At 41.6% G+C, this 26,142-nt stretch carries 36 protein-coding genes and 2 pseudogenes; 9 read left to right on the top strand and 29 right to left on the bottom strand.

The annotated features are described in order from the left end of the window. Positions 1 to 72 precede the first annotated feature (72 nt). The 3 genes from QT327_RS16570 to QT327_RS16580 all read right to left on the bottom strand — a co-directional run bounded on the left by QT327_RS16570 (position 73) and on the right by QT327_RS16580 (position 2,364). Positions 73 to 825, bottom strand: a complete 753-nt coding sequence (locus QT327_RS16570; RefSeq protein ID WP_130857263.1) for a hypothetical protein — start codon at positions 823 to 825, stop codon at positions 73 to 75. Positions 826 to 832: 7 nt separating this feature from the next. Continuing rightward, positions 833 to 1,717 (bottom strand): DUF8464 domain-containing protein, encoded by an 885-nt coding sequence (locus QT327_RS16575; protein WP_289554440.1) that lies wholly within the window; start codon positions 1,715 to 1,717, stop codon positions 833 to 835. Between the two features lie 188 nt (positions 1,718 to 1,905). Then, the gene (locus QT327_RS16580; protein ID WP_289553435.1) at positions 1,906 to 2,364 is read right to left on the bottom strand and encodes a JAB domain-containing protein; all 459 of its coding nucleotides are present in this window, start codon (positions 2,362 to 2,364) and stop codon (positions 1,906 to 1,908) included. Positions 2,365 to 2,950: 586 nt separating this feature from the next. On the opposite strand from QT327_RS16580, the gene QT327_RS16585 reads away from it, so the two are divergent. From QT327_RS16585 to QT327_RS16595, 3 genes are all read left to right on the top strand, one after another. Beyond that, entirely contained in the window at positions 2,951 to 3,238 is a 288-nt protein-coding gene (locus QT327_RS16585) for a hypothetical protein (protein ID WP_130857260.1), read from the top strand. A gap of 132 nt (positions 3,239 to 3,370) precedes the next feature. Further along, positions 3,371 to 3,634, top strand: coding sequence for a hypothetical protein (locus QT327_RS16590; RefSeq protein WP_289553436.1), 264 nt, complete (start codon positions 3,371 to 3,373; stop codon positions 3,632 to 3,634). A 265-nt stretch (positions 3,635 to 3,899) separates the two neighbouring features. Then, positions 3,900 to 4,769 carry a hypothetical protein gene (locus tag QT327_RS16595; RefSeq protein ID WP_289553437.1) on the top strand — a complete coding sequence of 290 codons (870 nt, stop codon included), beginning with the start codon at positions 3,900 to 3,902 and terminating at the stop codon, positions 4,767 to 4,769. Between the two features lie 117 nt (positions 4,770 to 4,886). On the opposite strand, the gene QT327_RS16600 is transcribed toward QT327_RS16595, so the two are convergent. From QT327_RS16600 to QT327_RS16700, 22 genes and pseudogenes are all read right to left on the bottom strand, one after another. Then, positions 4,887 to 5,378: a hypothetical protein gene (locus tag QT327_RS16600; RefSeq protein WP_289553438.1), complete on the bottom strand. Its 492-nt coding sequence runs from the start codon at positions 5,376 to 5,378 to the stop codon at positions 4,887 to 4,889. Positions 5,379 to 5,535: 157 nt separating this feature from the next. Next, the gene (locus QT327_RS16605) at positions 5,536 to 6,360 is read right to left on the bottom strand and encodes a PRTRC system ThiF family protein (protein ID WP_289553440.1); all 825 of its coding nucleotides are present in this window, start codon (positions 6,358 to 6,360) and stop codon (positions 5,536 to 5,538) included. After that, positions 6,357 to 7,076, bottom strand: a complete 720-nt coding sequence (locus QT327_RS16610; protein WP_289553441.1) for a PRTRC system protein B — start codon at positions 7,074 to 7,076, stop codon at positions 6,357 to 6,359. The genes QT327_RS16605 and QT327_RS16610 overlap by 4 nt, the downstream gene beginning before the upstream one ends. A 19-nt stretch (positions 7,077 to 7,095) precedes the next feature. Continuing rightward, positions 7,096 to 8,196, bottom strand: coding sequence for a hypothetical protein (locus QT327_RS16615; protein ID WP_289553442.1), 1,101 nt, complete (start codon positions 8,194 to 8,196; stop codon positions 7,096 to 7,098). A 54-nt stretch (positions 8,197 to 8,250) separates the two neighbouring features. Then, positions 8,251 to 8,469, bottom strand: coding sequence for a PRTRC system protein C (locus tag QT327_RS16620; RefSeq protein WP_130857255.1), 219 nt, complete (start codon positions 8,467 to 8,469; stop codon positions 8,251 to 8,253). Positions 8,470 to 8,493: 24 nt separating this feature from the next. Further along, a complete protein-coding gene (locus QT327_RS16625) occupies positions 8,494 to 9,027 on the bottom strand; it encodes a PRTRC system protein E (protein WP_289553444.1) in 534 nt (177 codons plus the stop codon). Positions 9,028 to 9,049: 22 nt separating this feature from the next. Continuing rightward, a complete protein-coding gene (locus tag QT327_RS16630) occupies positions 9,050 to 9,283 on the bottom strand; it encodes a hypothetical protein (protein WP_289553446.1) in 234 nt (77 codons plus the stop codon). Further along, complete coding sequence (locus QT327_RS16635; RefSeq protein WP_289553447.1) at positions 9,280 to 9,537, bottom strand: hypothetical protein; 258 nt, start codon at positions 9,535 to 9,537, stop codon at positions 9,280 to 9,282. Before QT327_RS16635 ends, QT327_RS16630 begins: the two co-directional genes overlap by 4 nt. Then, a complete protein-coding gene (locus QT327_RS16640; RefSeq protein WP_289553448.1) occupies positions 9,530 to 10,390 on the bottom strand; it encodes a DUF8835 domain-containing pootine in 861 nt (286 codons plus the stop codon). The genes QT327_RS16635 and QT327_RS16640 overlap by 8 nt, the downstream gene beginning before the upstream one ends. Before the next feature lie 27 nt (positions 10,391 to 10,417). Beyond that, entirely contained in the window at positions 10,418 to 10,789 is a 372-nt protein-coding gene (locus tag QT327_RS16645) for a hypothetical protein (RefSeq protein WP_289553450.1), read from the bottom strand. An 86-nt stretch (positions 10,790 to 10,875) separates the two neighbouring features. Further along, positions 10,876 to 11,250, bottom strand: coding sequence for a hypothetical protein (locus tag QT327_RS16650; protein ID WP_130857249.1), 375 nt, complete (start codon positions 11,248 to 11,250; stop codon positions 10,876 to 10,878). A gap of 64 nt (positions 11,251 to 11,314) precedes the next feature. Further along, a complete protein-coding gene (locus tag QT327_RS16655) occupies positions 11,315 to 11,569 on the bottom strand; it encodes a hypothetical protein (RefSeq protein WP_289553451.1) in 255 nt (84 codons plus the stop codon). A gap of 49 nt (positions 11,570 to 11,618) precedes the next feature. Beyond that, positions 11,619 to 11,945, bottom strand: a pseudogene (locus QT327_RS16660) (DUF932 domain-containing protein); the annotation flags it as partial. Further along, positions 11,896 to 12,102 carry a hypothetical protein gene (locus tag QT327_RS28540; protein ID WP_341273591.1) on the bottom strand — a complete coding sequence of 69 codons (207 nt, stop codon included), beginning with the start codon at positions 12,100 to 12,102 and terminating at the stop codon, positions 11,896 to 11,898. The gene QT327_RS28540 and the pseudogene QT327_RS16660, both read right to left, overlap by 50 nt. 41 nt (positions 12,103 to 12,143) lie before the next feature. Then, entirely contained in the window at positions 12,144 to 12,662 is a 519-nt protein-coding gene (locus QT327_RS16665; protein ID WP_289553453.1) for a single-stranded DNA-binding protein, read from the bottom strand. 524 nt (positions 12,663 to 13,186) lie between these two features. Continuing rightward, positions 13,187 to 13,720: a hypothetical protein gene (locus tag QT327_RS16670; RefSeq protein ID WP_130857496.1), complete on the bottom strand. Its 534-nt coding sequence runs from the start codon at positions 13,718 to 13,720 to the stop codon at positions 13,187 to 13,189. Positions 13,721 to 13,762: 42 nt separating this feature from the next. Then, complete coding sequence (locus tag QT327_RS16675) at positions 13,763 to 14,935, bottom strand: hypothetical protein (RefSeq protein ID WP_289553455.1); 1,173 nt, start codon at positions 14,933 to 14,935, stop codon at positions 13,763 to 13,765. After that, entirely contained in the window at positions 14,916 to 15,212 is a 297-nt protein-coding gene (locus tag QT327_RS16680; protein ID WP_289553457.1) for a hypothetical protein, read from the bottom strand. Before QT327_RS16680 ends, QT327_RS16675 begins: the two co-directional genes overlap by 20 nt. A 4-nt stretch (positions 15,213 to 15,216) precedes the next feature. After that, positions 15,217 to 15,924, bottom strand: a complete 708-nt coding sequence (locus tag QT327_RS16685; protein ID WP_130857499.1) for a LytR/AlgR family response regulator transcription factor — start codon at positions 15,922 to 15,924, stop codon at positions 15,217 to 15,219. Between the two features lie 6 nt (positions 15,925 to 15,930). Then, positions 15,931 to 17,115 (bottom strand): sensor histidine kinase, encoded by a 1,185-nt coding sequence (locus QT327_RS16690; protein ID WP_289553458.1) that lies wholly within the window; start codon positions 17,113 to 17,115, stop codon positions 15,931 to 15,933. Between the two features lie 7 nt (positions 17,116 to 17,122). Then, positions 17,123 to 18,259 carry an LpxL/LpxP family acyltransferase gene (locus QT327_RS16695; RefSeq protein ID WP_289553459.1) on the bottom strand — a complete coding sequence of 379 codons (1,137 nt, stop codon included), beginning with the start codon at positions 18,257 to 18,259 and terminating at the stop codon, positions 17,123 to 17,125. 54 nt (positions 18,260 to 18,313) lie between these two features. After that, complete coding sequence (locus QT327_RS16700) at positions 18,314 to 18,442, bottom strand: hypothetical protein (RefSeq protein WP_289553461.1); 129 nt, start codon at positions 18,440 to 18,442, stop codon at positions 18,314 to 18,316. 304 nt (positions 18,443 to 18,746) lie between these two features. Between QT327_RS16700 and QT327_RS16710 the strand changes: the two are divergent. Both QT327_RS16710 and QT327_RS16715 read left to right on the top strand, forming a co-directional pair. Continuing rightward, a pseudogene (locus QT327_RS16710) lies at positions 18,747 to 19,204 on the top strand (Y-family DNA polymerase). Positions 19,205 to 19,443: 239 nt separating this feature from the next. Next, positions 19,444 to 19,647: a hypothetical protein gene (locus QT327_RS16715; RefSeq protein ID WP_289553466.1), complete on the top strand. Its 204-nt coding sequence runs from the start codon at positions 19,444 to 19,446 to the stop codon at positions 19,645 to 19,647. Between the two features lie 106 nt (positions 19,648 to 19,753). Here the strand turns inward: QT327_RS16715 and QT327_RS16720 are convergent, their stop codons facing one another. Next, positions 19,754 to 20,194 (bottom strand): hypothetical protein, encoded by a 441-nt coding sequence (locus QT327_RS16720; RefSeq protein ID WP_289553468.1) that lies wholly within the window; start codon positions 20,192 to 20,194, stop codon positions 19,754 to 19,756. A 52-nt stretch (positions 20,195 to 20,246) separates the two neighbouring features. Between QT327_RS16720 and QT327_RS28545 the strand changes: the two genes are divergently transcribed. Beyond that, positions 20,247 to 20,471, top strand: a complete 225-nt coding sequence (locus QT327_RS28545; RefSeq protein WP_502910550.1) for a DUF6965 family protein — start codon at positions 20,247 to 20,249, stop codon at positions 20,469 to 20,471. A 232-nt stretch (positions 20,472 to 20,703) separates the two neighbouring features. Then, on the top strand, positions 20,704 to 21,441 hold the full coding sequence (locus QT327_RS16725; protein ID WP_289553470.1) for a competence protein CoiA: 738 nt from the start codon (positions 20,704 to 20,706) through the stop codon (positions 21,439 to 21,441). A 598-nt stretch (positions 21,442 to 22,039) separates the two neighbouring features. Here the strand turns inward: QT327_RS16725 and QT327_RS16730 are convergent. Beyond that, positions 22,040 to 23,086 carry an AAA family ATPase gene (locus QT327_RS16730; protein WP_289553472.1) on the bottom strand — a complete coding sequence of 349 codons (1,047 nt, stop codon included), beginning with the start codon at positions 23,084 to 23,086 and terminating at the stop codon, positions 22,040 to 22,042. A 155-nt stretch (positions 23,087 to 23,241) separates the two neighbouring features. On the opposite strand from QT327_RS16730, the gene QT327_RS16735 reads away from it, so the two are divergent. After that, positions 23,242 to 24,069, top strand: a complete 828-nt coding sequence (locus tag QT327_RS16735; RefSeq protein ID WP_289553474.1) for an RpnC/YadD family protein — start codon at positions 23,242 to 23,244, stop codon at positions 24,067 to 24,069. A gap of 84 nt (positions 24,070 to 24,153) precedes the next feature. On the opposite strand, the gene QT327_RS16740 is transcribed toward QT327_RS16735, so the two are convergent. Both QT327_RS16740 and QT327_RS16745 read right to left on the bottom strand, forming a co-directional pair. Beyond that, on the bottom strand, positions 24,154 to 24,567 hold the full coding sequence (locus tag QT327_RS16740; RefSeq protein WP_289553475.1) for a helix-turn-helix domain-containing protein: 414 nt from the start codon (positions 24,565 to 24,567) through the stop codon (positions 24,154 to 24,156). 57 nt (positions 24,568 to 24,624) lie between these two features. Continuing rightward, the gene (locus QT327_RS16745; protein WP_289553477.1) at positions 24,625 to 25,047 is read right to left on the bottom strand and encodes a helix-turn-helix domain-containing protein; all 423 of its coding nucleotides are present in this window, start codon (positions 25,045 to 25,047) and stop codon (positions 24,625 to 24,627) included. Between the two features lie 459 nt (positions 25,048 to 25,506). Between QT327_RS16745 and QT327_RS16750 the strand changes: the two genes are divergently transcribed. Next, entirely contained in the window at positions 25,507 to 26,112 is a 606-nt protein-coding gene (locus QT327_RS16750) for a hypothetical protein (RefSeq protein WP_289553479.1), read from the top strand. Positions 26,113 to 26,142 lie beyond the last annotated feature (30 nt).

Below are 26,142 nucleotides of genomic sequence, written 5' to 3' on the forward strand. Positions count from 1 at the left end.
ATCTTGCCAATTGCGGAGACCAGGCAATTGCCGTGATCCCAACGGGATTTTTATTCTATAAACACTGATGTATTATAATTTTGCGGTTCTCTTTACCTTCGGTTGTTTCAGTTCCTCTTCAGACTGGATATCTGTATTGAAGGTTTTCTTCCTTTCTTTCTCATCCTTGATATCGGGGATTAAAAGGTTCTTGTCTTTATCCCATAGAGAAAGAGAATTGATTTCCGGTTCTGCGGATATATAAAACTTACCAAAACGGGTATTTAATAAGGGCATATCTCCACCGGCCAGTTTCATTACCCAGAGCTCCTTGGTAAAGATATTCGGTTCATTCTCCAGTTCCAGAAGTTTGAAAAGGTTCTTCAGTTCCCTTTTTCCCTCCATTTGATAGGCGTTCACCCTTACCACTTCACCCGAACCGCTTCCATCGACATTGAACCTTGCTCTTACCCATATAGGATCAAATTCACCGATTCTGTTGGAGTTCAATTGCACTGCCCTTCCATGAACAAGATTGGCCGCTTTGGCAAACGACATGACCGAATGGATGAACAGCTCTGCTTTTTTTCCGTCGGGCAGACCTCTTGAAACCAGAAATGCAGGAACGGGATTGGCCTGGTCAAAGGATCTGATCAATAACGAAAACAAAAGCCTGTCACCTTCCATTAGTTTATCCAGCTCCATCACATTGGGTTTCTTTGGATCATTTACGAAGGAAGCGATCTGCTCTTTCAACCCTTCGCCAAAAAATGCGCTATATCCCCGCTCTTCCAGTGCCCTTTCAATAATTCCTGCCTCTTCCGAAGTCTTCATTGCTTTTTCCATATACTTTTTATTTAATCTTGCTGTTCTCTATCAGCCATTTGTTGAAATCCTTAAATCCGGCATACAGATCACTGCTGTCGCCGTAACAACCGGCGAGTGAGCAGGCGTATTCGGTAACACTCCGACCGCTTTTGTCCCAATCCAGGAACAGATTGACATGTCTATGCTTCTCCATAAATTCCCTTGCTCCTTCGAAAAAAGAAAGGGAATTGAGAATCAGAAAATTTACTTTGTCGATCAGCTCGTTTTCAAAGACTGTCAGCAATGAAAGGAAATCAAAAAAACCTTCCACTACAAAAAGCGTATCAGAACCGTTATCGAAGGTGGTAACCGTTTTGGGTGTAGTCGAACTTTTAAAATACGGGTTGCGGAGTTCATAGCCTGCTCGATCATTTTTAAAACCTATGGCATAGTAACTACTGCCGTTCATTCGGTACTTAACTTCCCTGCAAAAACGAAAGGCCAGTTTCCGCGGAATGCACCGATGGTCCAGATAGCGCAGGAGCGCGATGGACGTAAGAGGGCGTTCGCTAATTATCTCTACTAACGGAGAAGTATCGTTAGTTTCACCTTTTGGCAATCGGTGAGCGACCACCGGTCGATGATACTGTTCCGAAAAATTCTTCAGGAACTCAGGAAAGGTCCATCCATAAAATTTCATGGCGAAGTCGATAAAACCACCACTCTGACCATCTCCCCAATCTTTCCAACGATTCCTGATCCGATCAACCCGGAAAGAAGCTGTGCGCTCTATCCTCAGTGGAGAAAGGTACCAATAGTCCTGTCTTCGTACTCTGACGGGCTCATAACCCAGAGAAGAAAGATAACTTACGAGATCTATTTCTCTGAGCGGCTCCAGATCCATTTGCTGTTTATCAGGACTTCCACACATTACCTCCACATCTTTTCGTTAAACGGCAACAAAGTTAGTGAGGTACTTTTGAAAGGAACGACCTTGATTAAATTGTAAACAAGCAATGTAGATGCGCTATCCAATTTTCTTTGACGGGATTGTGGTAGTCTATCAGAACTATAGCGAGGTACCAATGTAAACTGAAGTAATAAACATAATTTGGGGAGCTACACCCCCCCGTTATCTGAAAACGAATAATAGCCTTCGGCACAAAGGATGATATGGTCTATGAGTTTCATCTGCATAATTCCGCATGCCTTAACTACCTGCTCAGTTATGATCTTATCTGTTTGACTTGGTGTTAAACAACCCGACGGATGATTATGTGCTATCGCTACAAATTTTGCATTTGAAAGCAATGCCGGAGTTATCAACAATCTCAAATCAACCACGACGGAATCTACTCCGCCATCTGCTATTTTAAAATATCCTACAGCGTTGAGCGCCGTGTTAAGGTAAATAGCATAGAAGCTTTCACGTATTTCAATTTCGTTGTTATTCCAAATTTTTCTAAAGGCATTGCTAAGCGTATCTGAACAGTTTAATTTTTTAAAATCCGAAACATTTAGCGATTCGTTCTTGTAATAAGTCAGACGAAGTTCATTGGCGATAAATTGATTTTTCATAACTGTGTTTTAAATGAATAAAAAAATTAATTGACGCCGGAATGCTTACGAGCCAAAGTCGGACTGAGAGAAGAAAACGGAAACAAAATGGCGAAGCAAAGGAGGTTCTGTCCGTTGCACGGACGGATACCCATTTTGTGCGACTTTTTCTTTGAGTGCATCGGATTAAGATTGGGGAACTGTCCGACTGGTGATGTAACTTTTCGGAGATTAATTAAATAAATACCGCCTTATTTCCGCTGTTGACCGATTGAATGCTTATTCGCTATTGGCTTCAGATCTAGGTGGAGAAATTGAGAATGAATCCTCTACTATTTGCGGTTAGGTCTATGATCCTGCTTTTTTTGTTGGAGCTGGCTAATAATTTAGTTTTAAACGATTCAAACTAATTGTCTTCTGTTATGAAATTTTTCTTCAGCTGTTCAAGGACCCCACGGTCCGAATCCATTAATTTTTTTAATCCTGAAAACACAGCGATGATATTCAATATATCAGTCAGCATCCTGCTCAAAATCTGATTAAGATAATCCGCTCGCCCTAGAGTATATTTGTGCCAAGACTTTTATTGGCTACAAAATAAATGAATATGCTTACAACTACAGATTTGGGACGTGTGTATGAAACGTTGTTATGCATTCCCGGAATGAACGAAAACGTAAAGATAGATTTAAGAATCAGCAGGACCATGGTACTTCTGCTCACGCAGGTGATCCAACGGGGCATTTCTTTACAGGGCGGCGAAAAACCGCAGGGATTATTGGATACCATATCGCAAGAGGCTATTAAACAACTGGAGGAACTATCGATGGACTGCCTTTCGAAAGCGGGGCTAACGGAGCTGGATGAAAGACTCCAAAAATTACAACTAAAATAAAATAGCATATACACGTATCTCTACAAGTTCATGAATAACTCCGGCTTAACACATCTCTCCGAAAGACGCTTGAAAAAAATAGCTAAGGAATTTGATCGGCTTATGTGTGATATTAATGCCGAAGTGTGGCTTATGAACCAGAGTCAGGGAGTTGAATATTATGCCTTCCTGTTTTCTATCGATCCGTCAATGATCAATGTGCTTTTTACCGAAACGAACACCCCCGTCTCATACCGAAGAGAAAGGGTTGTCCATGCTGTTGACAATCTACGCGTGCTATGGAAACGTTTTCATTTATGGTACTTTAATGAACAGCTTATCCCAGCAGGTAAATGGAAAATCATGTATAACGAACAGGCAAAACAAGCGAAAGACTGGATGCTGTTGCTAGAATAGAACCGATTTTATTAAATCAGATAAAAAAGATAGGACAAACTTGCCTATCTTTTCTTTTTACTCAGCGAATGCAGACCTATTGCATCTATTCCTTGCTGAACCTTGTCCCACAATGTGACATAGCATTGGGGTTGGAAAATGCTTTCTTATAGAAGGTATTTTATTTCTTTTGGCTGAAGTGTTATAATATTAAGAATGCCGGCGGAAAAGCAGAAAAACATTATCATAAAAGTGAAGGCGATGGTTCAGGGGAATGAAAAAGTGATTGGAGGTAAGAGATGAAAAAAATTTGCCTGAAATTGAAATTGAGGGAACTACGTTTCTATTTGATATAGATAGATGTTCCCTTATCGAAAAGTACAATCCGTATAATGAGATTTACTTCGAATATATGCATAATGATGGTACGAATTACTCATTTGAGTATAGCGCCGTTTCAAAAAACTTTCATTTTGTCCGGTCTGCATCAACCATTGATGAGGTCGTCCAGGAGATTTTCGGAGATGTAGATTCTAAAGGGCCGAATATTAAAGATCCTGCTATCCCGGTTAAAATCCCGCGTATTGGAGTTCTGGACCCGGATGGCATGTGCCGGAAATACAGATGTACACTTCGGGATATAGCGCTTAAAACAGACTTTGAGATAATGGTTAATCAGGACGTTTTTAATAGAAGAATGAATGGAGAGCCCGTTACCATTGATCTGGTCGGTCACATATATGAGATAGACGTCAAAGAAAACACCCTCCGGCCTAAAGATGGAACCGGAGAAGAGATTCGCCTGGATATTTTCCACTACGATCTCTATTATGAAGATATGGAGGTCTATCATCTTTTTTACAACATCAGTGAATGCAAAGCCGTAAATCCTCTTTACGATGGTAGCATAGACCGAACGGAAGACCGCGTCATATTAGAGGTACCCAATCTGGAGTCAATCGACCCTATAGGATCCAGACTGGCTTATGGCAGAGACCCTCGTTCTGGTCTTATGGGTTATGATCTATCAATGAACCACGTAGCAAGGATTGTGCCCTGGAAATTCTACGATATTAAAATTCCTCTGAAGCAAAAACAGAAAAATATCGCTGCAAAAACAGAGAAAAGGGAACGGCGAAAGGGAAGGAAAATTTAAAATAAATATATAAATTCGGAATACCTCAAAGCAGGGTGATTGAAATTGAAGGGTTTCAATATCAGTTAGACTTTAGAAGGAACATTCTTAATGATAAGGATAACACAGATCATCACATTAACCTGCCTTTCTTTTTGCATAACCTATACGGACTCTGAGATTGTCTGCTTCCTGCTGAAGCCTGTCCCGCTGCGTGACATAGCGTTCTAGTTTGGAAAGTGCTTTCTGATAAAGGGAATCATATTCCTTTTCCCATATCAGTTCCGTTGCCCGCTCAGCTTCATATTCGGCTATCGCGTTGCGCAATTTGGTAACCATTCTTTTGGCTGAAACCAGTCTGTTGAGAACCGGCTCTAATTCCAGATCCACCCCGCTCTTAAGATCATAAAAGCTAATCTGCCTACTGATTTCGTTCTTGGGATACCTACATTGGAACCATGCCGCGCGCCAGCGCACCACCCACTGTTTACGCTCATAAAGCTCCCGCGGAAGATCATATTCTTTCAAATACTCTTTCCCTTCATGGTAATCCGTACTCCCATCTTCTCGGAGGGCATATTTGATGATTCGCAGTTTGACATATTTCTCGATTTTAATCTCCAGTTTCATTTCAACAAATTTTTGGGTAAAACAATATGATGTTAAGTTCATCCAACGGAAAACCAATAACGCGGGCATTTCGCCCACACCGCTTTCTGAACGGCTGGCATTTTATCCCCAGCAGGGGGAAAATGCCAGCCGCCGGACGATTTCCAGCGGACGATTGTCATGCAGCTATTTTTTCAATGTTTGCCTTTATTCCAGAACTGACCTTAATCGACTGCATGCGGAAGTCCTCTAAGTTTATGAAGAACCCCCTATTGGTCAGCATGCCTTTTCGGAAAAGCTGCCACAGAAGTGCAGCCCCGTTAGAGGCAACGGTTGAATTAATAAAAAGCTCCTGCTTTTCCAGTGCCTCGGCCAAGCTGCAACTTGGTGTATCTTCCCCCGCTTCTGCGCTCAGCAGATCGCTGCCGTATTCATCTGTCACAAAGGGTAGATGCGCTACAGGGATAAACTTTTTTGATTTAGGCTGTTTGGTAGCAGTGACCGTGGAAAGCAGCACCTGACCACAGTCTCTGTTATTGCCGAAATCCATCCAATAGTAAGGGGTATCCCGATACATCTGCCTCTTCTCTCTAAATTGCTTTAAACGATCCGCAACCTGAAAACGCACATCCACACTGTCCACACAGGAAATGAAAATATTAGCCATCGGAATATCTTCGGAAAACGGTTGGTCGAACGCTTTCCAGTAGGTACCGAAGGTTCGGTTCACCCTGTTCACAAAGGCCACCGCCTTTGGCAGTCCTACTTCCTCTTCGGTAAACAGCAGACGCCCAGCATTTGCCCGCTCTATCGTATCGGGGTCGATGACATTCACGTCAAGTCCCGCATGTCCCAAGCTGCACAGGGCAAAGTCTATCCTTGCCAGTGCCGTGAGCATGCTGCTTCCTGTCCCTCCCGCCCCGATCAGGTTGACCGTAACAGGATTAGTCGGGTCAAGCAGGTAGGGGGCACAGAAATGTGCATATTTTTTTATCTTCTTCATTTCAGTATCGATTTTAAATTCCTTCCCAATCGGACAAGCCTGTTCACTGGAAATTTTTTTTCCGTCCCGATCAGCTGCCTCCAAAACAGTTCCGCATCCTCATCTTTTACGATATTTGTGTCTATCGTATGGCTGAAGGCACTGTTCCAAAATGCCTGTTCCCAAAAAGTAATAAACTCCTCCAAGCTTCCCATCTTCCCCGCTACGATATCTACGTTTCCCATACATACATTACCACCTGCATAGATATTGAGGAAAGGAGCTTTATAGAGAGCAGTGTCCACCGTCAGCTTTGCTGTACTTTTCAGCGCCCACAGGTAGAGCGTTTCCGTTGTTGCCTTCCATACAAGGGGTGGTACGGAGGCCACTCCATCGGGAATGTCCGCTCTCCGAAAATAGAGCGATCGGGATTGGGCAGGGGTAAACCATACAACGCTCCCTCCTTCCGAACCTGTCATCGAAAGGTGCAGGATATTTTTTGGAAGCAACCCTTTTGCTGTCAGACACGAACGTCCCCTGTTGTCCATACTCAGCGCACAGGCCATTTTCGCGCATTCCTTTTCAGACAAGGGGTGCGCATTGATGGGCATACCCTGTTCGTCCATATCATAGCTTTCCACGTACGTCTCCTCTTCCCACTTTCTTCCTTTTGAGAAGATAACCAAAGCCTTGACAGGTCTGTAGCTATCTTCCAGTATTCTACTTATATTTTTCATTGTTTTCTCCTTTCTTCCGTTAAATTCTGAAAAGGGTATAAGCTGCGCTGTCCAAAAGTTCAAATGCCCGTTTCTCAAAGGAAAGGTCGTGACACTCTTTCTTTGGTTTTCTATTAAAAAACTGAAAAGCTCTCGCTTCATCTCCCGAACTGCATTCGCAAAAGTGGTCATTCAGGTAATTCATGAGGTGTTCGTCCAGCACGTCGCTTTCACCGCCCCAATAGAAACCAATGAACATCTCTGCATAAAGGTGATTCTCGGATGGGTCTTCCGATACATCGGCAGACATAGAGGCCATGAGAGATCGTTCGGGAAAATCACGCTTTAACGAGCATGCCTGATAGCAGACAGAGCGAAGCCGTCTCTCATTTTCGTTATGGGGGATATAGGCAGCCGTTCTTATTTCCAGCCGTTCAAGGTGTTGTTTTTTGCTTATTTCAGCACGCACCTGCTCCCCTGCCGATTGGATAAACAGCAGTTCGCTCATCAGTTCCTCGTGCGCCTCTTCATCTGTCCATTCATCTTCCCCTTGCATAAACCATTCTTGCAGTGTTTGATAGGTTCCCCATAGGTAACTGGATTCGTCCGCATAGAAGGGAATGTCCAGTACCTGATAGATATAGGCACACAATGACATGGCCAGTCTGACTGTTTTGATACGCTCTCTACCTTTCCAGAGACGGTGCAGTGTAGTAACGGGGAGGTAAAAAATCTTATTGCCAGTCGCGTAGCACTTTGCCGTTGCCAGTACCGTACGTCCGTTGTCTTTTTGCAGCAGCAACAATTCCAGCTCCCCGCTGCATGCATTCAGTCCAGCGCTGACCTGCTGAAGGGAATGCACAATATTCTGCGGATAGGGAATCTCTGTTACATCAGGTTCATCAAGTCCGTAAAAAGCGCATAAGTTGGCAAGTGAGCGGAAGTACTCCCGCTCCACTTTACGCCATGCCATCAGTTCTCTATGCGGACAGAGATGTTCTGCGCTAAAGCGGTGCTTCAGAAAAGCATTTCCAATAAGCTGAGCGGTGCGCTCCTCCTGTTGTCCCGATGTACTTCCGATGCGTCCTTTGCCCTGCCAAGGTTCCTGACAAATGCGCCCACGCGCTGATATGTTTCCCATTGCTTGCATGTCTGTTCGTTTACAATCCTGCGTTTATTTACTGTTTTCATTTCCTTATCCCTTTGTTCCCATCTTCGTGCGAAAAACATACTGCACTTCATCATCTTTAATAACGGGCCCTTCGATTTTCGCTGTCGTCAGGATGGGATAAAGAGCGGAATAAAAATCGCGCACATCCTCGGGCTGTAATTCGGTGGCAGGGTCTGCCAGTTTGATTTCCTGTCCGTTCTCAGAGAACAGGAACTTTCTTTCCAGTTCATTGACCAATAACATAGTTTGTTGATTTTGAGGTTAACATTAAAAAAGTGTAGCTCCCAATTTCTCTTTCTGTTCCAGTTCCTTCCGCTTGGTAGCGATCTCCTGCCGTTTATCGGGATATTCCGCTGCGTCGGGCAGTTCACCTATCGCTGCGCTGTAATCCATTGCCCGTTCCAGTTCTATTACACGTTCCATTGCTTCTGAAAAAGCCTTTTCCTTTTCTTCGTTCTTCTGCGTTTTCTCTGCCTGAGCTGTAGGCTTAGCCTTCTTTTTCTGCCCATCCCATTTCTTCCTCGCTTCAGCAAGGCTTTTTTCCTGTGCCTCCACCTCCGCCAAGAATCCCGACGCTTTCTTTACAGGAGCCGTTACCGTCTCAAAGAAACGGCTGTCCAGTTCTTCAGCGGTTCCACTGAGTTTCAGGGGCTGGATGGTTTTCACCACTGCATCTTTTACATTGTTGCCCGTCAGATGGAGCAGCACCAGTAATTCGCTGTTCTCCAATTGCCTGACCGTCAGCACCATATTTCCCTGCACGCCTATTTCGGCAAGGTTCTTGAAAAAATTTGTTTCCATCAGTTCCAATTTTAAATTCCGATTAATTTCCATAGAGCGCTCCCAGAATAAGCAGGAACGCCCCGAGCAGCAGCGCTAAGATTGACACAACCGCAACTGCCCATTCCACTACGCCGACGATTAGTCCTGTCCAAAAGTTTCGGAAGTGCTGCAAGCCTCCCAATCCCCTGCGATAAAAACGTCTCCGCTGCACCAGCAGCCAAAGCAATCCGCCTATCGCGGTACAGAAAGCGCCATATAGCTGAACACTGTTCATTTTGTCCTCTCTTCCTTTTTACCATCTTTCGGCATTTCTTTATCTTGCGCTTCCTGCAAAAACACGAAGTCTCCATATTTCCTTAAGTCTATCATTTTCTCCTGCTCAACTCCTATAAGGTCGGCTACAATCTCCCCTGCTTCCATCGCCACCCTTACCCTTTCCGAATTGACGCCCATTAGCTTGGCATATGTGATAACCCCGCTGTGCCATTTCAAAAGATATTTACCTTTCCTTTTTCTGCTCTTAACCATTTCCTTCCTCCTTTAATTTCATTAGTTTTTCGTGTATATCTTTCCAGTAGGTTGCCCGCTCCCTGTCCATTTCTTCCCACCCCTTCTCCTTGTGCGCATAGCCCATGAAAAGCGCTGCCTGTTTGATACTTGCTTCAAGATCGTCCACCGCTATACGGTTCCCGCCCATATCCGTAATTTCAATTGTTTCCATTTCCGATAGTTTTGTTAAAAATTCCGCCATTCTGCCATCTGCCGTGAACAGGTATCCGTGTTCAATAAGTGTATCCTTTACGGCTTCATCACGTATCTCTGTTTCGAAATTTGATGTCAGTACCTTAAAGAAGTGACCGTTAAGCACGTGCACCGCATGGTCAATCCAAGCTTCGAGTTTTTCAAGCTCCTTTGAGATGTTGACATGCTCCCTGTGCATATCGCTTGACAAGCTGTATATGCTACGGAGTGAAATGGCATTTGAGTTGCGTGCCGCCTTTGTTCCCGCCCTGAAATCTACCCGACCGTTGCGCAATAAGTCCAGTACCCGTCTGTCCATCTCGGGCGCCTCAAAAGGCAATTCCAAACAAGGGAACGTTTCTTTCCAACGCTCCGAGCGCACACCATCCACCAATGCCATGATATCAATCGCTGCTTCAAAAGCAGTTCCGTCGCCCTGCGAATAAAAACCGCTGAACCATATTTTGTCAGGCTCGGCCTGTACGCCAATCGTATTGGAAAGCAGGACAAAATACTCCACGCTATCCTGCCACCAAAAGTTATCCCCCGTATTGATATACCGGTTATCTTCTATGACCTTTTCCTGTACCATCGGTTCCAGTTCCCCGAAGGTGTACAGGGTGAGTGTTATCTTTTTCATGATCTTCCTGTTTTGTCAGTTGTCTGCTCAAAAAAGCAGTTCCACGGCCTTCCTGAATCTGTTCTCTGTTCCGACCGTTTCGGCATAGCTGCAAATACAGTCGATGGTAAATACCGCCAAGTGGCTATAGAAAAACTGGTCTGCAAAAACCTTCGGGTTCCGCTCCAATGTGAAGTGCAGGTCACCGATAAGCTTCTCAGCCTGTCCCACAAGGTCAAACCAGTAGTCTGCCGTGACGATACTACGGCTGTTCCATTCCTTCCGCAACTGTGCTTCCTGCTCCCGCAGTTCCTTACAGGTTGTACCGATATAGTCCACCAGTGCTGTCAGGTGGGACGGGAAAAGCTGCATCAATAGCCGTCCCTTTTCCGTACTGTTCAATTCTTCCAATGCTTTCATATCCTGCTCCTTTTTCATTTGATTTCAAACTCCATCCCTGCTTTTTCGGATGGCAACCATCCGTTCGGAAGGTTGCCTATGATCAGTTAATCTTCCCGTACTCCGTGCTTTTCAGACCATTTTGGAAAGTTCCCGTCCAGCCACGCCCGCGCATCAGCGGGATTTGTATGCGATGCGAGTATTTCCCGATTACCATTTTGGTCAATGTCAACAATATGGTACTGGTACACGGACGGCCTACACTTGGCACTCTCAAAAAAGTCTATCCACCCCTCATCCACGCAGTTCCCCTGCACCTGTTCCAGTCTCCTTACGATTTCATTTTTACTGTTGTAAATGACAATAATCACCCGCTCCCCCGGCATGGGGCCTGACGGGTCGGGACCTGTCGACAAAAAGTAAACTCCGAGGTGTCCAAAATTCTTGGAACGATATCCTTCTCTTTCTTTCATTTCTGACATGATATTTCTGTTAAATGATTCGATTAAAGCCTACCACCGATTACGGCGGTGGCCATGTGGTTATTCATCTTATGCTAAATGTTGCTCGGTGAGCCGCTATTTTTCCGTATACCAAACTTTTGTCCGCTTCCTGAATTAATACCGAATACAGGCCGTTTTTTTCGGTAATTGAGTAAGTCTTTCTGCTCACCTTAGCTCTCAAAACCTGTTCAGATAGCATCGCTTTTATTGCCCGTATTTCCGTTACGGTTAAATGCCCCTCAATGGTCTTGATCCGCACGCTTTTAGCGTGCCCGTTAAACTTTGCCGTGCTATCCATATTGGAATTTTAAAGACGGCTGCCTGTACAAACAGCCATCTGTTCATAATCAATTGAAATTCAGGATTTCCGCACCCTCAACCGCAAAGGCGGAGCATAGTTCAAATGCTTTCTGTGACTTGAGTTGAGCAGTACCACCCAATACGATGCTCTGCAACTTCGCTTCCCCGTCCCTGTAATTCCGTACGTTCTGGAAATAGCCAGTAACAGCATTGTACGCACCGAACAGCGTGCCTTTGGTTGTGTCCATTTGCTGTGTATCGCTTGTCATGGCATACGCATATGCATCGTTTACGACATTTTTGAATACCGTGGAAATTTCATCCTCAGCTCCCTTTCTGATAAATTCGAGGGTTTCCCTGTTCGGACAGAGCGCTTTTCACCACTTCATAATCAAGCCCCGCATGTTTTATGGCTTCTGCACTTGTTGGGTACCCATCAATGATCTGCCCCAATCCGTGCCATGCTTTCTCTTTCACCGAAAAAAACGAATGCTGTCCCGTTAACTCATTATAAAAAATGTTATGTGCCATGATTCAAAAATTAAAATGTCCATCACTGTTTACTATCCCGACTAAAAAGGAAGGTCATCGTCCTTCTCCCCTACGACTTCCACGGATTCCGTCCCCTGTTTTCCCTCCTGCTGCCCTTCACTTTCTTCCGACTGCCCAATTTTTTTGCTACCAGTCAGAAAGTCAATATCGTCCACTTCCATGCGGATACCTGCCCGCGCATGACCATCCCTGTCCACCCACGCATTGGCAGTGATGAAGCCTGAAAGAGCAATCAATAAACCTTTTGTGAGATAGCCCGTAATGTTGGGTCTGTTCCAGTAGCTGCAATCCACATAAGTGGTGCGCTGTACCTTTTCGCCTTCACTGTTTTTAAAGCTTTTGTTCAGTGCCACGGTGAAGGACGTAACCTTTTTCCCTGTTTTGGTTTCCCTGAGCCTTGCATCGGAAACCAGTCTTGCTGGAAATTGCATAACGTTAAATTTTAGTGTTAAAAAATCCATTTCTGCCCAATTCGGGCTAAAGCCATTTCCCGGCTTTTTGATAGATGCCGAAAATTTGCGCGCGGGGCGAGTCTGCAAGGCTGCCCAGAAAAAATACACTCTCCGGGAATGGAGAGGAAGATTTTTTGCAGGCATTTGCAACGGGCTTGCTGACTGAAGAGGTATAAATTTGCATCGCAAAAAGCCGGAAAATTTCCATCACCGTGTGGGTTCTTTGCAGCAAAAAGGTCTGGACTTCTTTCGGGTGGGTACAACCTAGAGAGGCTCGCTGTTCCTAAGGGACGGCTGCCCTGCACAACGCATGGGGAGTGCCGTGGCACCGATAGGCAAACCGGAACGGTTTGGCCGTTTCCGTTAGCAGAAAACGAACGGAAAGAGGTCGTATAAACTAAGAATTAATAGGTTTACAGCCCAATTGAGATATGAAAAAACAAGATCATTCTTTATCTTTAAAAAAGAAAAACCCACTTATGTTTCGATAAGTGGGTAAAGTACTTATTGGCTTTTAACTTAGCTCTGCTTTTTTAGTTCCGCCGTTATACCGTCCGTAGGTTTTCGATACAGGTAGGTGATTCGAGACTTTCTGTATCAAATCGGCAAGTTTATTTTTTCGTTAATATAATGCAGTCATTGTTCTTCCAAAGAATGGTGACTTTGTGTAATTCCTTTTTATTATAATCTCTTGCAGATAATTTAGAAAATGGAGTTACACCGGTAAAGTATGTTTCATATACTGCTTCATAGTGATTCTGCCCAATTTTCTTCAAGTCCGTTAACTTCTCTACAACAGCGTAGGCCATGACGACATTCTTTTGCGACTTCTTGTTTGAAGTGCCTACGCTGTATTTCCGACCCAAGTGCGTTAAAGCTGTGAGGGGGCTGCCCACATCTTTTATCTTCACATTTTTTATCGGCTCTAGAAGACTGTCATTCATTAGACCTGCTCGTTGGTATTTTGATACCTCGATAGGATCTGACAGATAAAGTTCATACGTTAATGTATCGGTAACAGCGATTTTATCCAACATACAATCCAAAACAGCTTGTTTTTCCTTTCGCTTCGTATCACAGGAAGCCACAATGGTAAAAATCAAAGACACTACCGGTAAAAAAAGAGTTCTAATATAAGTTTTCATAATTTATGGTATGATCAATCCAACAATTGGAATATATTTCTATCATTTTGTTTTATATTTCGCATTCAATAGATTCAACATGGAAATCAGAACCGCGGAGACCTTGTTCACAACGTCTTTATCGGGTCGGGTATACTTACTCCTTATGCTTCCAATAGAGATATTGTCTTTTCGTGTTGTGCCTACATGGTTGACCAGAAACTCGTTGAGGTCTTTCCGGTGCCTGACAATAACCACTCCCGTCTCGGTAAACAGGCGGAAAAGAAAAATCAGTTGTGAAACAGTCAGCGACACATGAAAATAATAAGGATAAACCGCCCGACCTAGTTTACCGAATATAGTTGACCTATGGAGCTTTTCTTTCTTTTTTACGTACCTGATCTGCTCGATAACATATTCCATCAGTTGTGTCCTGATATCTTTCATACTATCATCATAACAGATATCCCGGCAGACAATAAATGCACTTAAATTCCTGCGATAGTCCAGCCATTCCCGCCGTTCCTGTAAATAAGTATCAACACCCTGAATCTGGTTATGCATATAACGCACACAATAGGAAAAGAAAGAAGGATGGTTGAAATTGAGACGGAAGAGGTTCTGCAGTATATCCTGTCTGTATTCCACTGTTTTCCCCTTGTCGGTTATCCAACTGACCTCTGATGATACTATATCAAGATAAGAGAGATCCTGCCAGGTCATCTTTCTATCCATAACACCATTCTTTCCAACATTGAAAAATCCATTCAGAACATCAATTAATCCGGGATCTATTTTATTATGCTGCAGAGACTTTTTTATATTGAACCAGCGTTTGAGGATTTTGGTCATATAAAAGGGATATAATATTTGCGGGATAGCCATGTTCCGATCAAAATAATCGGGATAACGACTTTTGATCAATTCGATGAACCTGAACGAACGTTTTATGACCACCCAAAGGACATACCTGTACTTTTTTCTCGCCTTTAAGGGCAGCTTGCCCTCATCGATGGTCTTTATCAGCAAGCCGGTCTTTTCCAATAGTGAGGTAATATCCAATTGATAATGGTAAATGCAATTGTGGAGATTTTCCGTATCACTACCTTCGAGTACATGCCGGATCTTTCCATATAGCGCATCAAAATATTGTTTTATCGTTCTGATCTGTCCAAAATGGTCTATAACGCTATCTCCGGATAAAGCGACATTCTGATCACAAGTCAAATGTTCCATTTTCGTTTAGTTTTTCCTTATTAAGTCTCGTCCACCATTTCTCTAATATGTTGGTCATACTGGACCGGTATTTGTCAACCAATATATATCTACTTGGTGCCCCATGAAAGATCATGTCGGAATCAGTATTTTCCAGACTTGAAAAATACTGCTGCAACGCCTGTTTATAGGAAGTGAAATTTTCCCTGTAACCTTCCGAAACCAGCATCTCATCTATGAGTGCATGGAGATCTTCGGGACAGGCTAATTGGTTTGATCTGGCATATATTTTCATCATGGCATTAGTGTGGATATAGCGTCTTCAAAACATAATCCTTATATGTTCTTCCGATTTTAAGTGCTTTTTTGTTTTTAAGTTTTACCAGTCCTTCATCGATGACGTCAATCATTTTGATCGATACAATGTAAGATCGGTGTATACGTATAAATCCGTCGGTCACGCGTAGTTCCGGTTCAATATCATCCATACGCATGGCAGATACCACAAATTCATCGTGCGCATGGAATACTACATCATTTCCCCTTGCCGCAATGTAAATGATGTCACTGAAATCTATTTTCTTCAGTTTGCCCTTGTGTTCAACCTGTACAAAGATGTAATCGTTTTTGACTACCGGTAGTTCCAATGTTCTGTGCAATACCCTTTCTTTCAGCTTTTCCACAGCTTTTTCAAAACGGTCAAACTGTACGGGCTTCAACAGGTAGTCCACGGCATTAAGTTCAATGCTCTCGATCGCGAATTCAGTATAGGCCGTACACACGATCACCTTGATCGAAGGATCAAGCCTGCGCATAACCTCCACACCTGTCATTTCGTCCATTTCCATATCAAGGAAAATTGCATGTACCTTCAGCTCACCCGCCATTTCCAATCCTTCAACGGGTCTGGTCGTTGTTCCGATCAGAGCAATATCGGGCACCAGCTTCAGGTAACGGCTGATCTGTTCCAACGCCGCAGGTTCATCATCAATGGCTATACAGTTTATCATAGCTGGTTATTTGGGATTATCTAAAAAATCAATGAACAGTTCAACGGTATACGTATTGTCCTCCTCGGTGCGTGTCATTGTTGCCCGCTCTCTAAAAGCACCTTTTAACCGTCTTTCCACATTCTTTAGCCCGATATGGTTGGCCGAGGTATCCAATTTTCCGGCGCCTCTTTTTTTATTGGTGCAGTAGAAATAGATTCTGTTACGGTCAACCGCGATCTTGATCTGCAAAGGGTACATCGGATCTGACAGGTCACCATATTTAAAGGCATTTTCTACAAGCGTTATAAAGGACAATGGCGGGATTGAATGTAGATAGGGATCGCCATTGAATTCATAATGGAACTGTTTTCCGCCACCAAATCGCCTTCTGTTGATTTCCAGATAGATTTCAAGGTATTCGAGCTCTTTGTGTACCGGAACCAATTGTTTGCCCTTGATGGCATTGTCAAGCGAGTAGCGCATCATGATGGAAAGCAGGTAAATACTTTCGGCCAAAGACTTGGATAGAGCGAGTGCTTCGGTATAGATGAAATTAAGGGTGTTGTGCAGAAAGTGCGGATTGACCTGGGCCCTTAAAAAAGCCTGTTCATACTCGAACTTTTCACGCTCCATTTCGTAATGGGCCTTTTCCATCCGGCGCTTATACGCCAGATCGGCAAACCATTTGAGCACAAAGTACAGGATAATGGCATAGCTGGCGTATTTGATATAGGGAGAAAGTATGTTACGCAGGTACAGACTGATTGTAAACGGGACACCTTCATAGTACAGCCTGATCCCGAATAACGGGAACACGTTATATACGGCAAGATAGCCAAGTGCTGCAAGGGTGAAAAAGACCGATGCAATCATCAGGATGACGGTACCGAGATTGGTTTTCCTGTTTTCGATAAATTTAAAGAGAAAGAAGTTGCTGTAAAATACTATTGCGTACAGGAAACAGAGTCCGATAATGTGAAAATAATCGACATGGTCTATTTTGGGCAGGTTATAGATATATACAAACTGGACATAGATTACCCAGCAGAGAATATTGAACAGGAATGGATGTTTACGGAAAAAAGCGACCATATCTTCCGGTTTTTTTGGTTCATCATACCACAATATAAAGATATTGGGCCACTTTCCATAAAAAATTGAACAAAGAAAATCATTTTCCCGTTCCTTAAAGGTTCCTATTGATTGCATGATGTTTTTATTGGATCTCTAAAACCACCCTATTTGTTACAAGACTACCCATGCGGTTACGCTTCAGCATGGCTACGGTATAGGCATAGTCTTGCATGTAAATCCCTATTAATCTCTGATATAGCCAACGTTCGATCTCAAAGCATTGGTAATTGCTTTTTCGGAAAAGAAAATACTTGCCGTAGATGGAGAAAAAGCTATAATCCTGCTCATTGAACCTTACCTGCCTTTTCTTCTTTCCCTCCGCTCGGATTGGCAAGGACTCCTGTTCGGGGATCGGGTTTGTAATTCCGGCGTGCTCGTGCAGGTATAGCCATGCCTCCCATTGCCACGGCTTTTTTTCCACCGCCTTTTCGAGGTACTTATAAATTCGTGAAATAGCCTGTTCTGCAAACACCTGTCTGGTCAGCTTTTTATCAGGCAAAATTGGCCGGAAAAAATCCAGGCAGGGTACGTACTTCCATTGCCTTGTAGAGATCACGGGATATATCGGTACTGAAGTGAGGTGGGAAATAAAGGCTGCTCCTGCCCTTGCCCTGATCTGCTGGTTCAGGAAAGGAATGGATAGCAGGTTATGGCCGGAGCGCTCATCGCCTGTTCCGGTATTGCCGTCAGCATAAATCAATATGCTTTTTCCCTTTCTCAATTCTCTGGTTATTCTGAACAGGCTGTTGCTATCATTGGCGTCTATTAGGTCGAGGCCGAGCACCTGCCGTTGACGTTCATCGTATTTCCGGCCTGCCAGTTCATCCTCCCGTTGTAAACCGTCTTTTGAAACGAGCAGTACAAAGGATATACCGTTCTCTGCAAGATAATGCCCGATCATTCTGAAAGACCCGCTGTGAAAGGTGCAGATGATGCCCGGCCTATCTTTGATGTCCTGTAAGGTATAACCGTGGAAACGTACTTTAAGCTTATCCGGTAGACCGGAAATGTATTGCTCGGCATACGTCCGTTTCTGGTTGTCCAGCAGCCTGATGAAATTCGGTTCATGTTCCCGGTATTCAAGGGAAGGAAGGAAATTGCGGAAACTCGCGCTCACCACCTGAAATTTGTACCAAAATGAACTGATCGGTGCGAAACGGTTATTTTCATGGCCGGAAGTAAAAAATCCGGCAGGTATTTTTAACTTGTCCTTTACCATAACCTGAAAAATTGGCCCGACGGTATACATACCATCGGGCAGTGAAACTGTTTACTAAAGCCCTTCATAAGGGATGCATTTATCTTTTTTTTCTGCTACTTCCATGAGAATTGCCAGTGCGGTCAGCGTAATCGGTGCACTGAAAAGCTTGCCTGTCCATGATATTCCTCTTTTACGTTTCATTTTTTTGATATTTTTTAAAACCATTGCCTACTCTGATCAAGGGTTTTCGGTTACGCCCTACTTATGGCCATAAGGTTCTCTTGGGATATCCGTTGTCGAATTTCGGGTGCGGTATAGGTAATTTCAATCAACTTGGTTTGAATGACAGGATTCTATATGTGAATGTCGCTTTTCTACATGTGAATGTTTTGGACGGTTTTTTCGATCATTCACGGCACATATTCCGTCTATTTTTAGCAATAAATTTGTAATTAAAATCTAACTTAAGTGAGGTATGGTAATAGGAGAACGGAATATCGTCCATATGGACCAAGATGCCTTTTCCGTAGCAGTAGAGGTACGGAAAAATCCGAAACTGAAAGGTGCTCCCGTTATTATCGGTGGTACTTCCGATCGTGGTGTTTTGGCGAGTTGCAGTTATGAAGCATGTAATATGGTGTATACTCTGCCATACCTTCCCGTGTGGCCAGACAGCTCTGCCCTCATGCCATTTTTATCAGGGGCAACATAGAAGAATACAGCAAGACCAGCCATGCGATAACGGATATACTTATAGAAAAAGTACCGCTATTGGAAAAAGCGTCTATTGACGAACATTATATAGATATGAGCGGGATGGAACGTTTTTTCGGTTGCATGAAATTTGTCCGTGAACTAAGGGAGAAAATCATAAAGGAAACGCATCTGCCGATTTCTTTTGGCCTTTCTATTAAAAAGACTGTCAGTAAAATGGCTACAAACGAATGTAAGGCCCAGTGGTGAAAAACAGGTCGAGAAGCAAGCTGTCCGGCCCTTTCTAAATCCGCTGCCTATAAAAAAAATACCTATGCTTGGTGAGTCCACTTTTATCAAACTATCTGAAACGTGTATACGTTACATTGGTAAGCTCACCGAAATCCCACAGGAAATGACGTTCAGAATGCCGTTATGATGGTAATACGGTAAAGATGGTCGGTAATTATGTCTGTGAAAAAACTGTACATACTAAAAACGACAAAAAAATGTGGTTCGGTACTTTTCTGGATGTCAATGGTTGTTTTTTTGACACGACACACTTCCCGAACAGTACACCGATTTACCCCTTCAGAGGAAAGGGCTGCTATCTCATTGAAGGGAAAGTGGTCGTCGATTTTGGTTTTCCGAGTATAGAGGTGGCACGGTTCGCAAAACTACCTATCAAGGATAACCCTGTAATGACAGGCTAGAAAAAAAGAAGCCCCGACAACACTCTGGATGTGTTATCAGGGCAAATCAACCTAAACCTGACGCAAAGATAGGTTATTTTATAAGGAATGTAATCTTTGCTTATGCTTATTCCAATGTGATTCCCCAAAAATAATTCCCTTCATGTATTAGCATCGGTTGCTTTAGCAAAAGAAGGTACTTCCCAAAGTCACTGTTCACCAACCACCATTCACTGATTTGCTTTCGCTCATACTCGAAAGAATGTTGTTCCTGTAATTCAACTTCAAGACAGAACTCTCGATACAGGAGATCGGTATTATCAGGGTCACTATCTAACAACAGATTTACTTTAGCCAGATCGGCTTCGATTTGCCCTAACCGTAGGTCCGCGATTTCCGGAGTATACCGTCTTCCCTGTGCATCCTGAAAGAAATAGAGGTTACGAATGTCTGCCATTGAAAAAGGTAGTGCATCCATTTCAAAATCATGGTTGAGAATGGCATTAATCAATTTTGTCATTGGCGCAAGTAACTGAATGGATTCTTGGTTTTTGGTTAAATTTTTCATTGTGTAAAATTTGATTAAAAATAAATTAGTTAACAAGTAATAAAACCAATATATTTATCTTCGCGGCACGACTCCGCAACAGCTTGAAGAATATTTTGTTAGCAATCCACCTCCTAAAGAAGTGCAATGGAAAGAATGGGCCAAGATTACAGATACTGAGAAATTTATTGAGAATGCCTTGATGTGCATAAGGTTATACAAGGGAAGCTACAAAAATTGCCCTGACTATTGGCACTTATTTGAATTTTATCTGGATATCCAGGAAAGTAAAATATAACGGTTATCACCATCATTACCAATCTTAAAGGGTTCTATTGTGCACTTTACTTTTTCGGCAAGTATGAGGTGAGTGGCACCTTTAAAGAAGACTAGTATCCATAATTGGTAAATATTATGAGCCCGAACCTTTTTCTTATCTCCTAATTTTAATCAGTGGAGACCAGTCAATATCGCGCTTTGAATATAAATTTCTATATTCAAACAATTAACTTTGTCCGATTGACTGCACAATGAGAACTGCTTTAGTAAACGGAACCAAAAGCCTACCAAGTCCCGGCCAAATAGGATACTGTATTTATTGCGGAAGTCAGATGCAAGCTAAATGTGGAGAAATAAACACGTGGCATTGGGCGCATATGAATTTAAAAAAATGCGATAGCTGGTGGGAACCAGAAACCGAATGGCATTATGAATGGAAGAACCATTTTCCATTAAAGAACCAAGAGGTCATTCATGTAGATGATATAACAGGAGAGAAACATATAGCAGATGTTAAGACAAATAACGGAATCGTCCTGGAATTTCAAAATTCATCCATTAAGCCAATAGAAATAAGGAGCAGAGAGAAATTTTATAAAAAAATGCTGTGGATTATCAATGGGACAGAATTTAAACATCATTTCACTTTGACAGCAAAGTTGCCAAGCCCAAATTCACAAAAGGTTAAAAATTGCCGAAAGGAATACGGAAACTATGGGCAAGCTATCGTCTGTGATGTACTCATAAACGGCCGATATAAAAAACACCTTATCCACGTTGTGGAACAATATCTGAATGACGACAACCCCAATCTGTTCCTGTTTCATTGGAATTACGAAAGAAAATGCTGGAAGGGTGCTACCAAAAGAAAATTCATTGATTTTGGTGGAGAGTACCTTTATGAGCTAAAAAAGTATAATGACGAACTGGAATGTGTAAGATTGTGGGATAAAGACGAATTCATTGACCGAGCTCTAAATCCGAGCTAAATCCATACCCGAATCAATCATCTCTTGCCATAATATCGCCCAGTATAAAACCCTAATTAATTGCTAAAAACGGTTTTAACTACAAATTTTGTAAGCCTACAATTTGTACTCGGACAATTTCAACTTAATAAACTAGATATACAAATGATTACCTGTTAAATAATCTCTTCATAGTGAACTTGCTTCTTTTTAATCATTACTTTTTTATCTCTGTAAATTTTGTCCTGTAAATTTTTGAATTTTTGATTGGCAGCTTTGGGAACAGCACTCGAAACTATAATTCCCAAATAATTCAAAGGACTCGTCCTTATTTTTGATTCAATTATATCATAAGTACTTATTATTTGTTCAACTGCCACGTCAATAGATTTCCCTTTTAATTCAACAAGATAAAATTTATTATTCTGTAATACTTGGAATAGATAGTCGCACTTCTTAATGGTCTTATTCTTTATCTAGCAGTCATCAATTTTCACCCTGCAAATGGTTTTATTGCTGGTATTTCTAAATATAAATTTCTTGCCATTTTCAATTGCGCTACTGGAGTTTGAAAAACAATTCGAGTCGCCTTCTAACATAAGTTTTAAATCATATCATTTTAACCAGAACATTTTAAAGTAAGCAAATTTTCAAAGGTTTCACTTAGCTCTATAGAAACATCATCTATATTGGACGGGCCAATGGATTGAATTTCGGGATCAAGAGTAGATTTTGCTCTCCCTTCATTAAAATAGTAACAAGCTACATCGCTATATTTTATCCATAACGAAGAAGGGGCAAGTTCCTCTACATGTTCTTTTAGTGAAGCGTTAGATGCTATTACGTTTCCTGCCTGAATAAGGTTATCAATTGAGGTTAGTAAGTATGGACTATGTGTGGTAATTATTAGTTTATCCTTAGATTTGTTTGTTCTTTCAATGATAAACTCAATTAGGTCTTTCTGTGAAGATGGATAGAGATTAAATTCCGGTTCTTCAACAACAAATAGATCATCTTCAATTTTACCATTCTCCGTATTATGCTCAACCACAAGAAGTAAGGGAACGAGGGATTGAATGCCACTGGATGCCTGCGATAATTTAATTCTAGTTTTGTTCTCAAGTTCTATGTAGTCATTACCATCTTTCCATTCATATTTAGCATTTAAAAATGAAATGGGAAATTGCTTAATCGAACTTCTTGCGCTTTCAAATTTCGCACCAAAATCTATCAACCATTTTGGAAGTGCAATATCACTGTTTATCAATCCAAATACAGATTGTGACAACGTTGAAAAGAAAACTCGCTCAGCGGGAATATAGATAGGATTTAAATATCCTTGGTATTTGGACGTTGAACCGACTAGCTCTGCCGATATATTTGTATTGAAAGAGAGGTCCTTTATTTCATAAAAAGAATCATTCCATTCGTAACGGATAAAAGTATCATCACTTACATCGAAATCTATATTGAAATTCACCAGTGATTTTTTAAAATAATCCATGCGTTCCTTTGTATGGCGCAAAGAAGTACTCTTAAAGATTGAAACAAGCTTGGCAATAGTACTCTTTCCACTAGAAGTAGTTCCTATATAAATATTTATGTCCTTTAGTTCTATACTAGCATCTATCAAAGGACCAAAGTTTTTCACGATAAGCCTTTCCATAATTATTTTCTCTTATTTGTCCTTTCTTTCAAATCCTGCTCCTTAGCTTCCTGAAGAGCTATCACTTTTTATTTTCAGCACCTTCCTTATTTGCATGACTGTAAGTCTTTTGGTATTCAAAGATAAGTAATTCAATAGATTCCTTATCTTTGTGTATGCCCAATAAAAAAGAGAACCAAAGCCGCAGGCAGACAAACCAATATGACAAAATACTGCGAGAGAATCTTGAAATTACCCTTCCTGTCATTATTAAGGAGATTTTGGGTCTAGACATAGTCAAAAGTGAAGAGCTACCGGATGATGTTCAACATACAAAGGAAAGGAAACCAGACGCCCTAAAAAAAGTAACAGATGTGGCGGGCAATACATTTATACTGCATGTGGAATTTCAGGTAAAGGAGGAGAGGGATATGGTTTTTCGGATGCTTGAGTATTACGCCATGCTGGCGCGCAGGTATCGTCTTCCGATACGGCAGTATGTTGTTTTTTTAGGAGACGCCGGTCCACGAATGGCCACGGAAATAGATACAGTCCACATGAAATTTAGCTATGAGCTTGTTACCGTTCTAAAAGCAAATTATCGCCTGTTCCTAAAATCTGACAATCCAGAAGTAAAAATGTTGGGAATTTTAGGTAACTTTGGAAGTGGTGACAGTTATCTTGTTGTAAAAGAGATTATCGAGGGCGTGAAATCGCATACAACGGGAGATTTTGCAGAGAGTAGGTATTTCAAACAATTACGTATCTTTGTACAATTACGTAGCAGTCTGGAACAACAATTTGAAAAAGCTATGGAAACAGTAAGCAAATTTTTTAAGGAAGAGAAAGATTTTCTTTATCGCAAAGGTGAGGCAAAAGGAGAAGCAAAAGGCAAGCATAAGAAAGCTATTGATATTGCCCGTGAGCTAAAAAAAGAAGGTTTGGCACTTGACTTCATTGCAAAAACCACTAAGCTTCAAATTGAAGAAATCGAGAAGTTGTAATCTTTTTCATAATAGATATAATAACGAGAGCCATCTTTTGTGGGATGGCTTTCGTGCTTTAAAATCTAAAAATAAAATTGGCACTTATTCTTTATTTTTTTGAGATAATACCTCCATCAAACGTTTATTCGCTTCATTTACGTTATCTATCAATCTTAAGAGTGCTTCATTATGCTTCTCGCTAGTTCCTGTAAAAGTATGAAAGGTAGAAGAGTATAAAATATTAGAATCATGAATTTCTCTAAAGACCGAGCTAGCAGGCGTTGATAATATTCTTTTTGGATCTGCCTTGATAATATGGGCAACTTTTTGCACCAATTCTATCGTAAATTTTCTTTTACCCTTCTCATATTCCAGATATTCGTTTTCTTCAAATCCTAATTCATCCGCTACTTCTAATGATGTCAGTCCAGCAATTTCTCTACCTAAATATAACTGATACCCTATTCTTTCATTGTCAAAGGTTAACAATTCGCTATCAAATACTTGTCTATCCATGTTTTTTCTACTTGCCTGCCAATATCGTTAAAAAATTTGAAGTTCAATAAACATAGACTACTTCTCAGAACATTTTCCCTCTTTCTCTAAATAATCCATAAATCGTTTGTTCATTTCAACAACGCTATCGATTAAGTTTAAAATGGCTTCATTTTGCTTCTCGTTTGCACCTTGAAATGTATGGAATGTGGACGTGTTTAAAATGGTCGAATTTTTAATATCATTAAAAAAAGAATTTGGAGTCGAAGCCAATAATTGCAAAGGATCAATGCTGAATATATCAGAAATCTTCTTGATGAACTCAATAGTGATTTTCGTTTCTCCCCTCTCATACTTAGTATATGCAGCCTCTCCAATTCCCAATCTTTCAGCGACATCAAAAGCTTTCATATCAGCAATTTTACGTTGAATATAAATTTTCTGACCTATCTTTTTATTGTCCAGTTCTAAGAACGATTCGTTTTCTTCATTATTCTCCATATTAGCTTCAATGGTTTACAGTTTATTGATTTTAACCTTGCTAAAAGTAGTTTTTAACTACTTTTAGCAAGGTTAAAAGTACAAAAAAAAGGTGACTTTGAGAAAAAAATTAGGCAACTTAGCAGTCGCTTATTTATAAAATGCATGGACATCGAAAGTGTTATGTCCATAAGAAATTAAAATTGTAGATTTGCTGTACTTCTAATGAAAATTAGCGGTACATGCTACGAGCCTCGCACGGTAAATCTGGTAAATTTTCTCGCGAGCGTAAGTGTGGCACCGTAACCCTATAATACATTAGGGCTGGTGTCCGCTTATGTTTGATGGAGAGCCTCTCCTTAAGAGAGGTGGCTTTACCAGAGCCAACCGTCGTCAGACTTTGCGGATAACCGGCCCTATTGTGTTTTCAAAAGCGGGTTATATTTCAAATTCTTGAGGTTCGAAAACTAGTTTTCGACCATGACGCCTAAAGAACAACCCATAGTATGTAACGAAAGTGTAAAGGAATTTTTTAGTGAATATCCAGCTGGTCAGCATTCTGATATACTATATGATATTATCTCTATTTGCGCTCTTGATGAAAAATCCGGAATCAGCGACAATCGAAAATATTCCCTTGTTTCGTTTCTAGAAAGATGCAATAAATTGTTATGTGAAATACAGCCTATCGAGGCTGCATTCAAAACACATCAAATCCCCCAAAGAAACCATACATTAAAAGAATCTAAACCCCTCTTATGCCAACCTTTTTTTGAAAGGGAACCGACCACCGAACACATTGAAAAGAGATCCAACTATGACCAATATATTGACCATAAACTAATAAAGCTACTTTCTGGCAAACAACCACAACCCTCAGATATCCTAGCACGTTTTTTCGTCCGTTATGGACTAAAGGAAACGCTAGACCTTTTGGCCTCTCTTAAAAGCGAAACTTCTGATCGCAATGAAGCCGTTAAGTTCAAAAGGGATTTAAAGCACCTCCTTTTCGCCCTATATACCATCTTTAAAGAAGAAACTTTACAATCATGTATAAAAAAGAAAGGAGACTGCCATGTCAAATAGGTATCTCCTTTACACTCGATTATTTGCACA

The organism is Olivibacter sp. 47 (genome assembly GCF_030372825.1).
Lineage (GTDB): Bacteria > Bacteroidota > Bacteroidia > Sphingobacteriales > Sphingobacteriaceae > Olivibacter > Olivibacter oleidegradans.

Coding starts and splice junctions, on each gene's coding strand:
- QT327_RS28540 (WP_341273591.1), bottom strand. CDS start 12,102: ATGGCACATAACATTTTTTATAATGAGTTAACGGGACAGCATTCGTTT.
- QT327_RS16685 (WP_130857499.1), bottom strand. CDS start 15,924: ATGATAAACTGTATAGCCATTGATGATGAACCTGCGGCGTTGGAACAG.
- QT327_RS16570 (WP_130857263.1), bottom strand. CDS start 825: ATGGAAAAAGCAATGAAGACTTCGGAAGAGGCAGGAATTATTGAAAGG.
- QT327_RS16720 (WP_289553468.1), bottom strand. CDS start 20,194: ATGAAAAATTTAACCAAAAACCAAGAATCCATTCAGTTACTTGCGCCA.
- QT327_RS16615 (WP_289553442.1), bottom strand. CDS start 8,196: ATGGGAAACATATCAGCGCGTGGGCGCATTTGTCAGGAACCTTGGCAG.
- QT327_RS16650 (WP_130857249.1), bottom strand. CDS start 11,250: ATGTCAGAAATGAAAGAAAGAGAAGGATATCGTTCCAAGAATTTTGGA.
- QT327_RS16715 (WP_289553466.1), top strand. CDS start 19,444: ATGTGGTTCGGTACTTTTCTGGATGTCAATGGTTGTTTTTTTGACACG.
- QT327_RS16585 (WP_130857260.1), top strand. CDS start 2,951: ATGCTTACAACTACAGATTTGGGACGTGTGTATGAAACGTTGTTATGC.
- QT327_RS16630 (WP_289553446.1), bottom strand. CDS start 9,283: ATGAACAGTGTTCAGCTATATGGCGCTTTCTGTACCGCGATAGGCGGA.
- QT327_RS16745 (WP_289553477.1), bottom strand. CDS start 25,047: ATGGAGAATAATGAAGAAAACGAATCGTTCTTAGAACTGGACAATAAA.
- QT327_RS16610 (WP_289553441.1), bottom strand. CDS start 7,076: ATGAAAAATATAAGTAGAATACTGGAAGATAGCTACAGACCTGTCAAG.
- QT327_RS16640 (WP_289553448.1), bottom strand. CDS start 10,390: ATGAAAAAGATAACACTCACCCTGTACACCTTCGGGGAACTGGAACCG.
- QT327_RS16575 (WP_289554440.1), bottom strand. CDS start 1,717: ATGTGTGGAAGTCCTGATAAACAGCAAATGGATCTGGAGCCGCTCAGA.
- QT327_RS16695 (WP_289553459.1), bottom strand. CDS start 18,259: ATGGTAAAGGACAAGTTAAAAATACCTGCCGGATTTTTTACTTCCGGC.
- QT327_RS16750 (WP_289553479.1), top strand. CDS start 25,507: ATGACGCCTAAAGAACAACCCATAGTATGTAACGAAAGTGTAAAGGAA.
- QT327_RS16605 (WP_289553440.1), bottom strand. CDS start 6,360: ATGAAGAAGATAAAAAAATATGCACATTTCTGTGCCCCCTACCTGCTT.
- QT327_RS16730 (WP_289553472.1), bottom strand. CDS start 23,086: ATGGAAAGGCTTATCGTGAAAAACTTTGGTCCTTTGATAGATGCTAGT.
- QT327_RS16700 (WP_289553461.1), bottom strand. CDS start 18,442: ATGAAACGTAAAAGAGGAATATCATGGACAGGCAAGCTTTTCAGTGCA.
- QT327_RS16620 (WP_130857255.1), bottom strand. CDS start 8,469: ATGTTATTGGTCAATGAACTGGAAAGAAAGTTCCTGTTCTCTGAGAAC.
- QT327_RS16670 (WP_130857496.1), bottom strand. CDS start 13,720: ATGAAAACTTATATTAGAACTCTTTTTTTACCGGTAGTGTCTTTGATT.
- QT327_RS16635 (WP_289553447.1), bottom strand. CDS start 9,537: ATGGTTAAGAGCAGAAAAAGGAAAGGTAAATATCTTTTGAAATGGCAC.
- QT327_RS16645 (WP_289553450.1), bottom strand. CDS start 10,789: ATGAAAGCATTGGAAGAATTGAACAGTACGGAAAAGGGACGGCTATTG.
- QT327_RS16690 (WP_289553458.1), bottom strand. CDS start 17,115: ATGCAATCAATAGGAACCTTTAAGGAACGGGAAAATGATTTTCTTTGT.
- QT327_RS16580 (WP_289553435.1), bottom strand. CDS start 2,364: ATGAAAAATCAATTTATCGCCAATGAACTTCGTCTGACTTATTACAAG.
- QT327_RS16590 (WP_289553436.1), top strand. CDS start 3,371: ATGAACCAGAGTCAGGGAGTTGAATATTATGCCTTCCTGTTTTCTATC.
- QT327_RS16675 (WP_289553455.1), bottom strand. CDS start 14,935: ATGGAACATTTGACTTGTGATCAGAATGTCGCTTTATCCGGAGATAGC.
- QT327_RS16600 (WP_289553438.1), bottom strand. CDS start 5,378: ATGAAACTGGAGATTAAAATCGAGAAATATGTCAAACTGCGAATCATC.
- QT327_RS16725 (WP_289553470.1), top strand. CDS start 20,704: ATGAGAACTGCTTTAGTAAACGGAACCAAAAGCCTACCAAGTCCCGGC.
- QT327_RS16740 (WP_289553475.1), bottom strand. CDS start 24,567: ATGGATAGACAAGTATTTGATAGCGAATTGTTAACCTTTGACAATGAA.
- QT327_RS16655 (WP_289553451.1), bottom strand. CDS start 11,569: ATGGATAGCACGGCAAAGTTTAACGGGCACGCTAAAAGCGTGCGGATC.
- QT327_RS16735 (WP_289553474.1), top strand. CDS start 23,242: ATGCCCAATAAAAAAGAGAACCAAAGCCGCAGGCAGACAAACCAATAT.
- QT327_RS16625 (WP_289553444.1), bottom strand. CDS start 9,027: ATGGAAACAAATTTTTTCAAGAACCTTGCCGAAATAGGCGTGCAGGGA.
- QT327_RS16680 (WP_289553457.1), bottom strand. CDS start 15,212: ATGATGAAAATATATGCCAGATCAAACCAATTAGCCTGTCCCGAAGAT.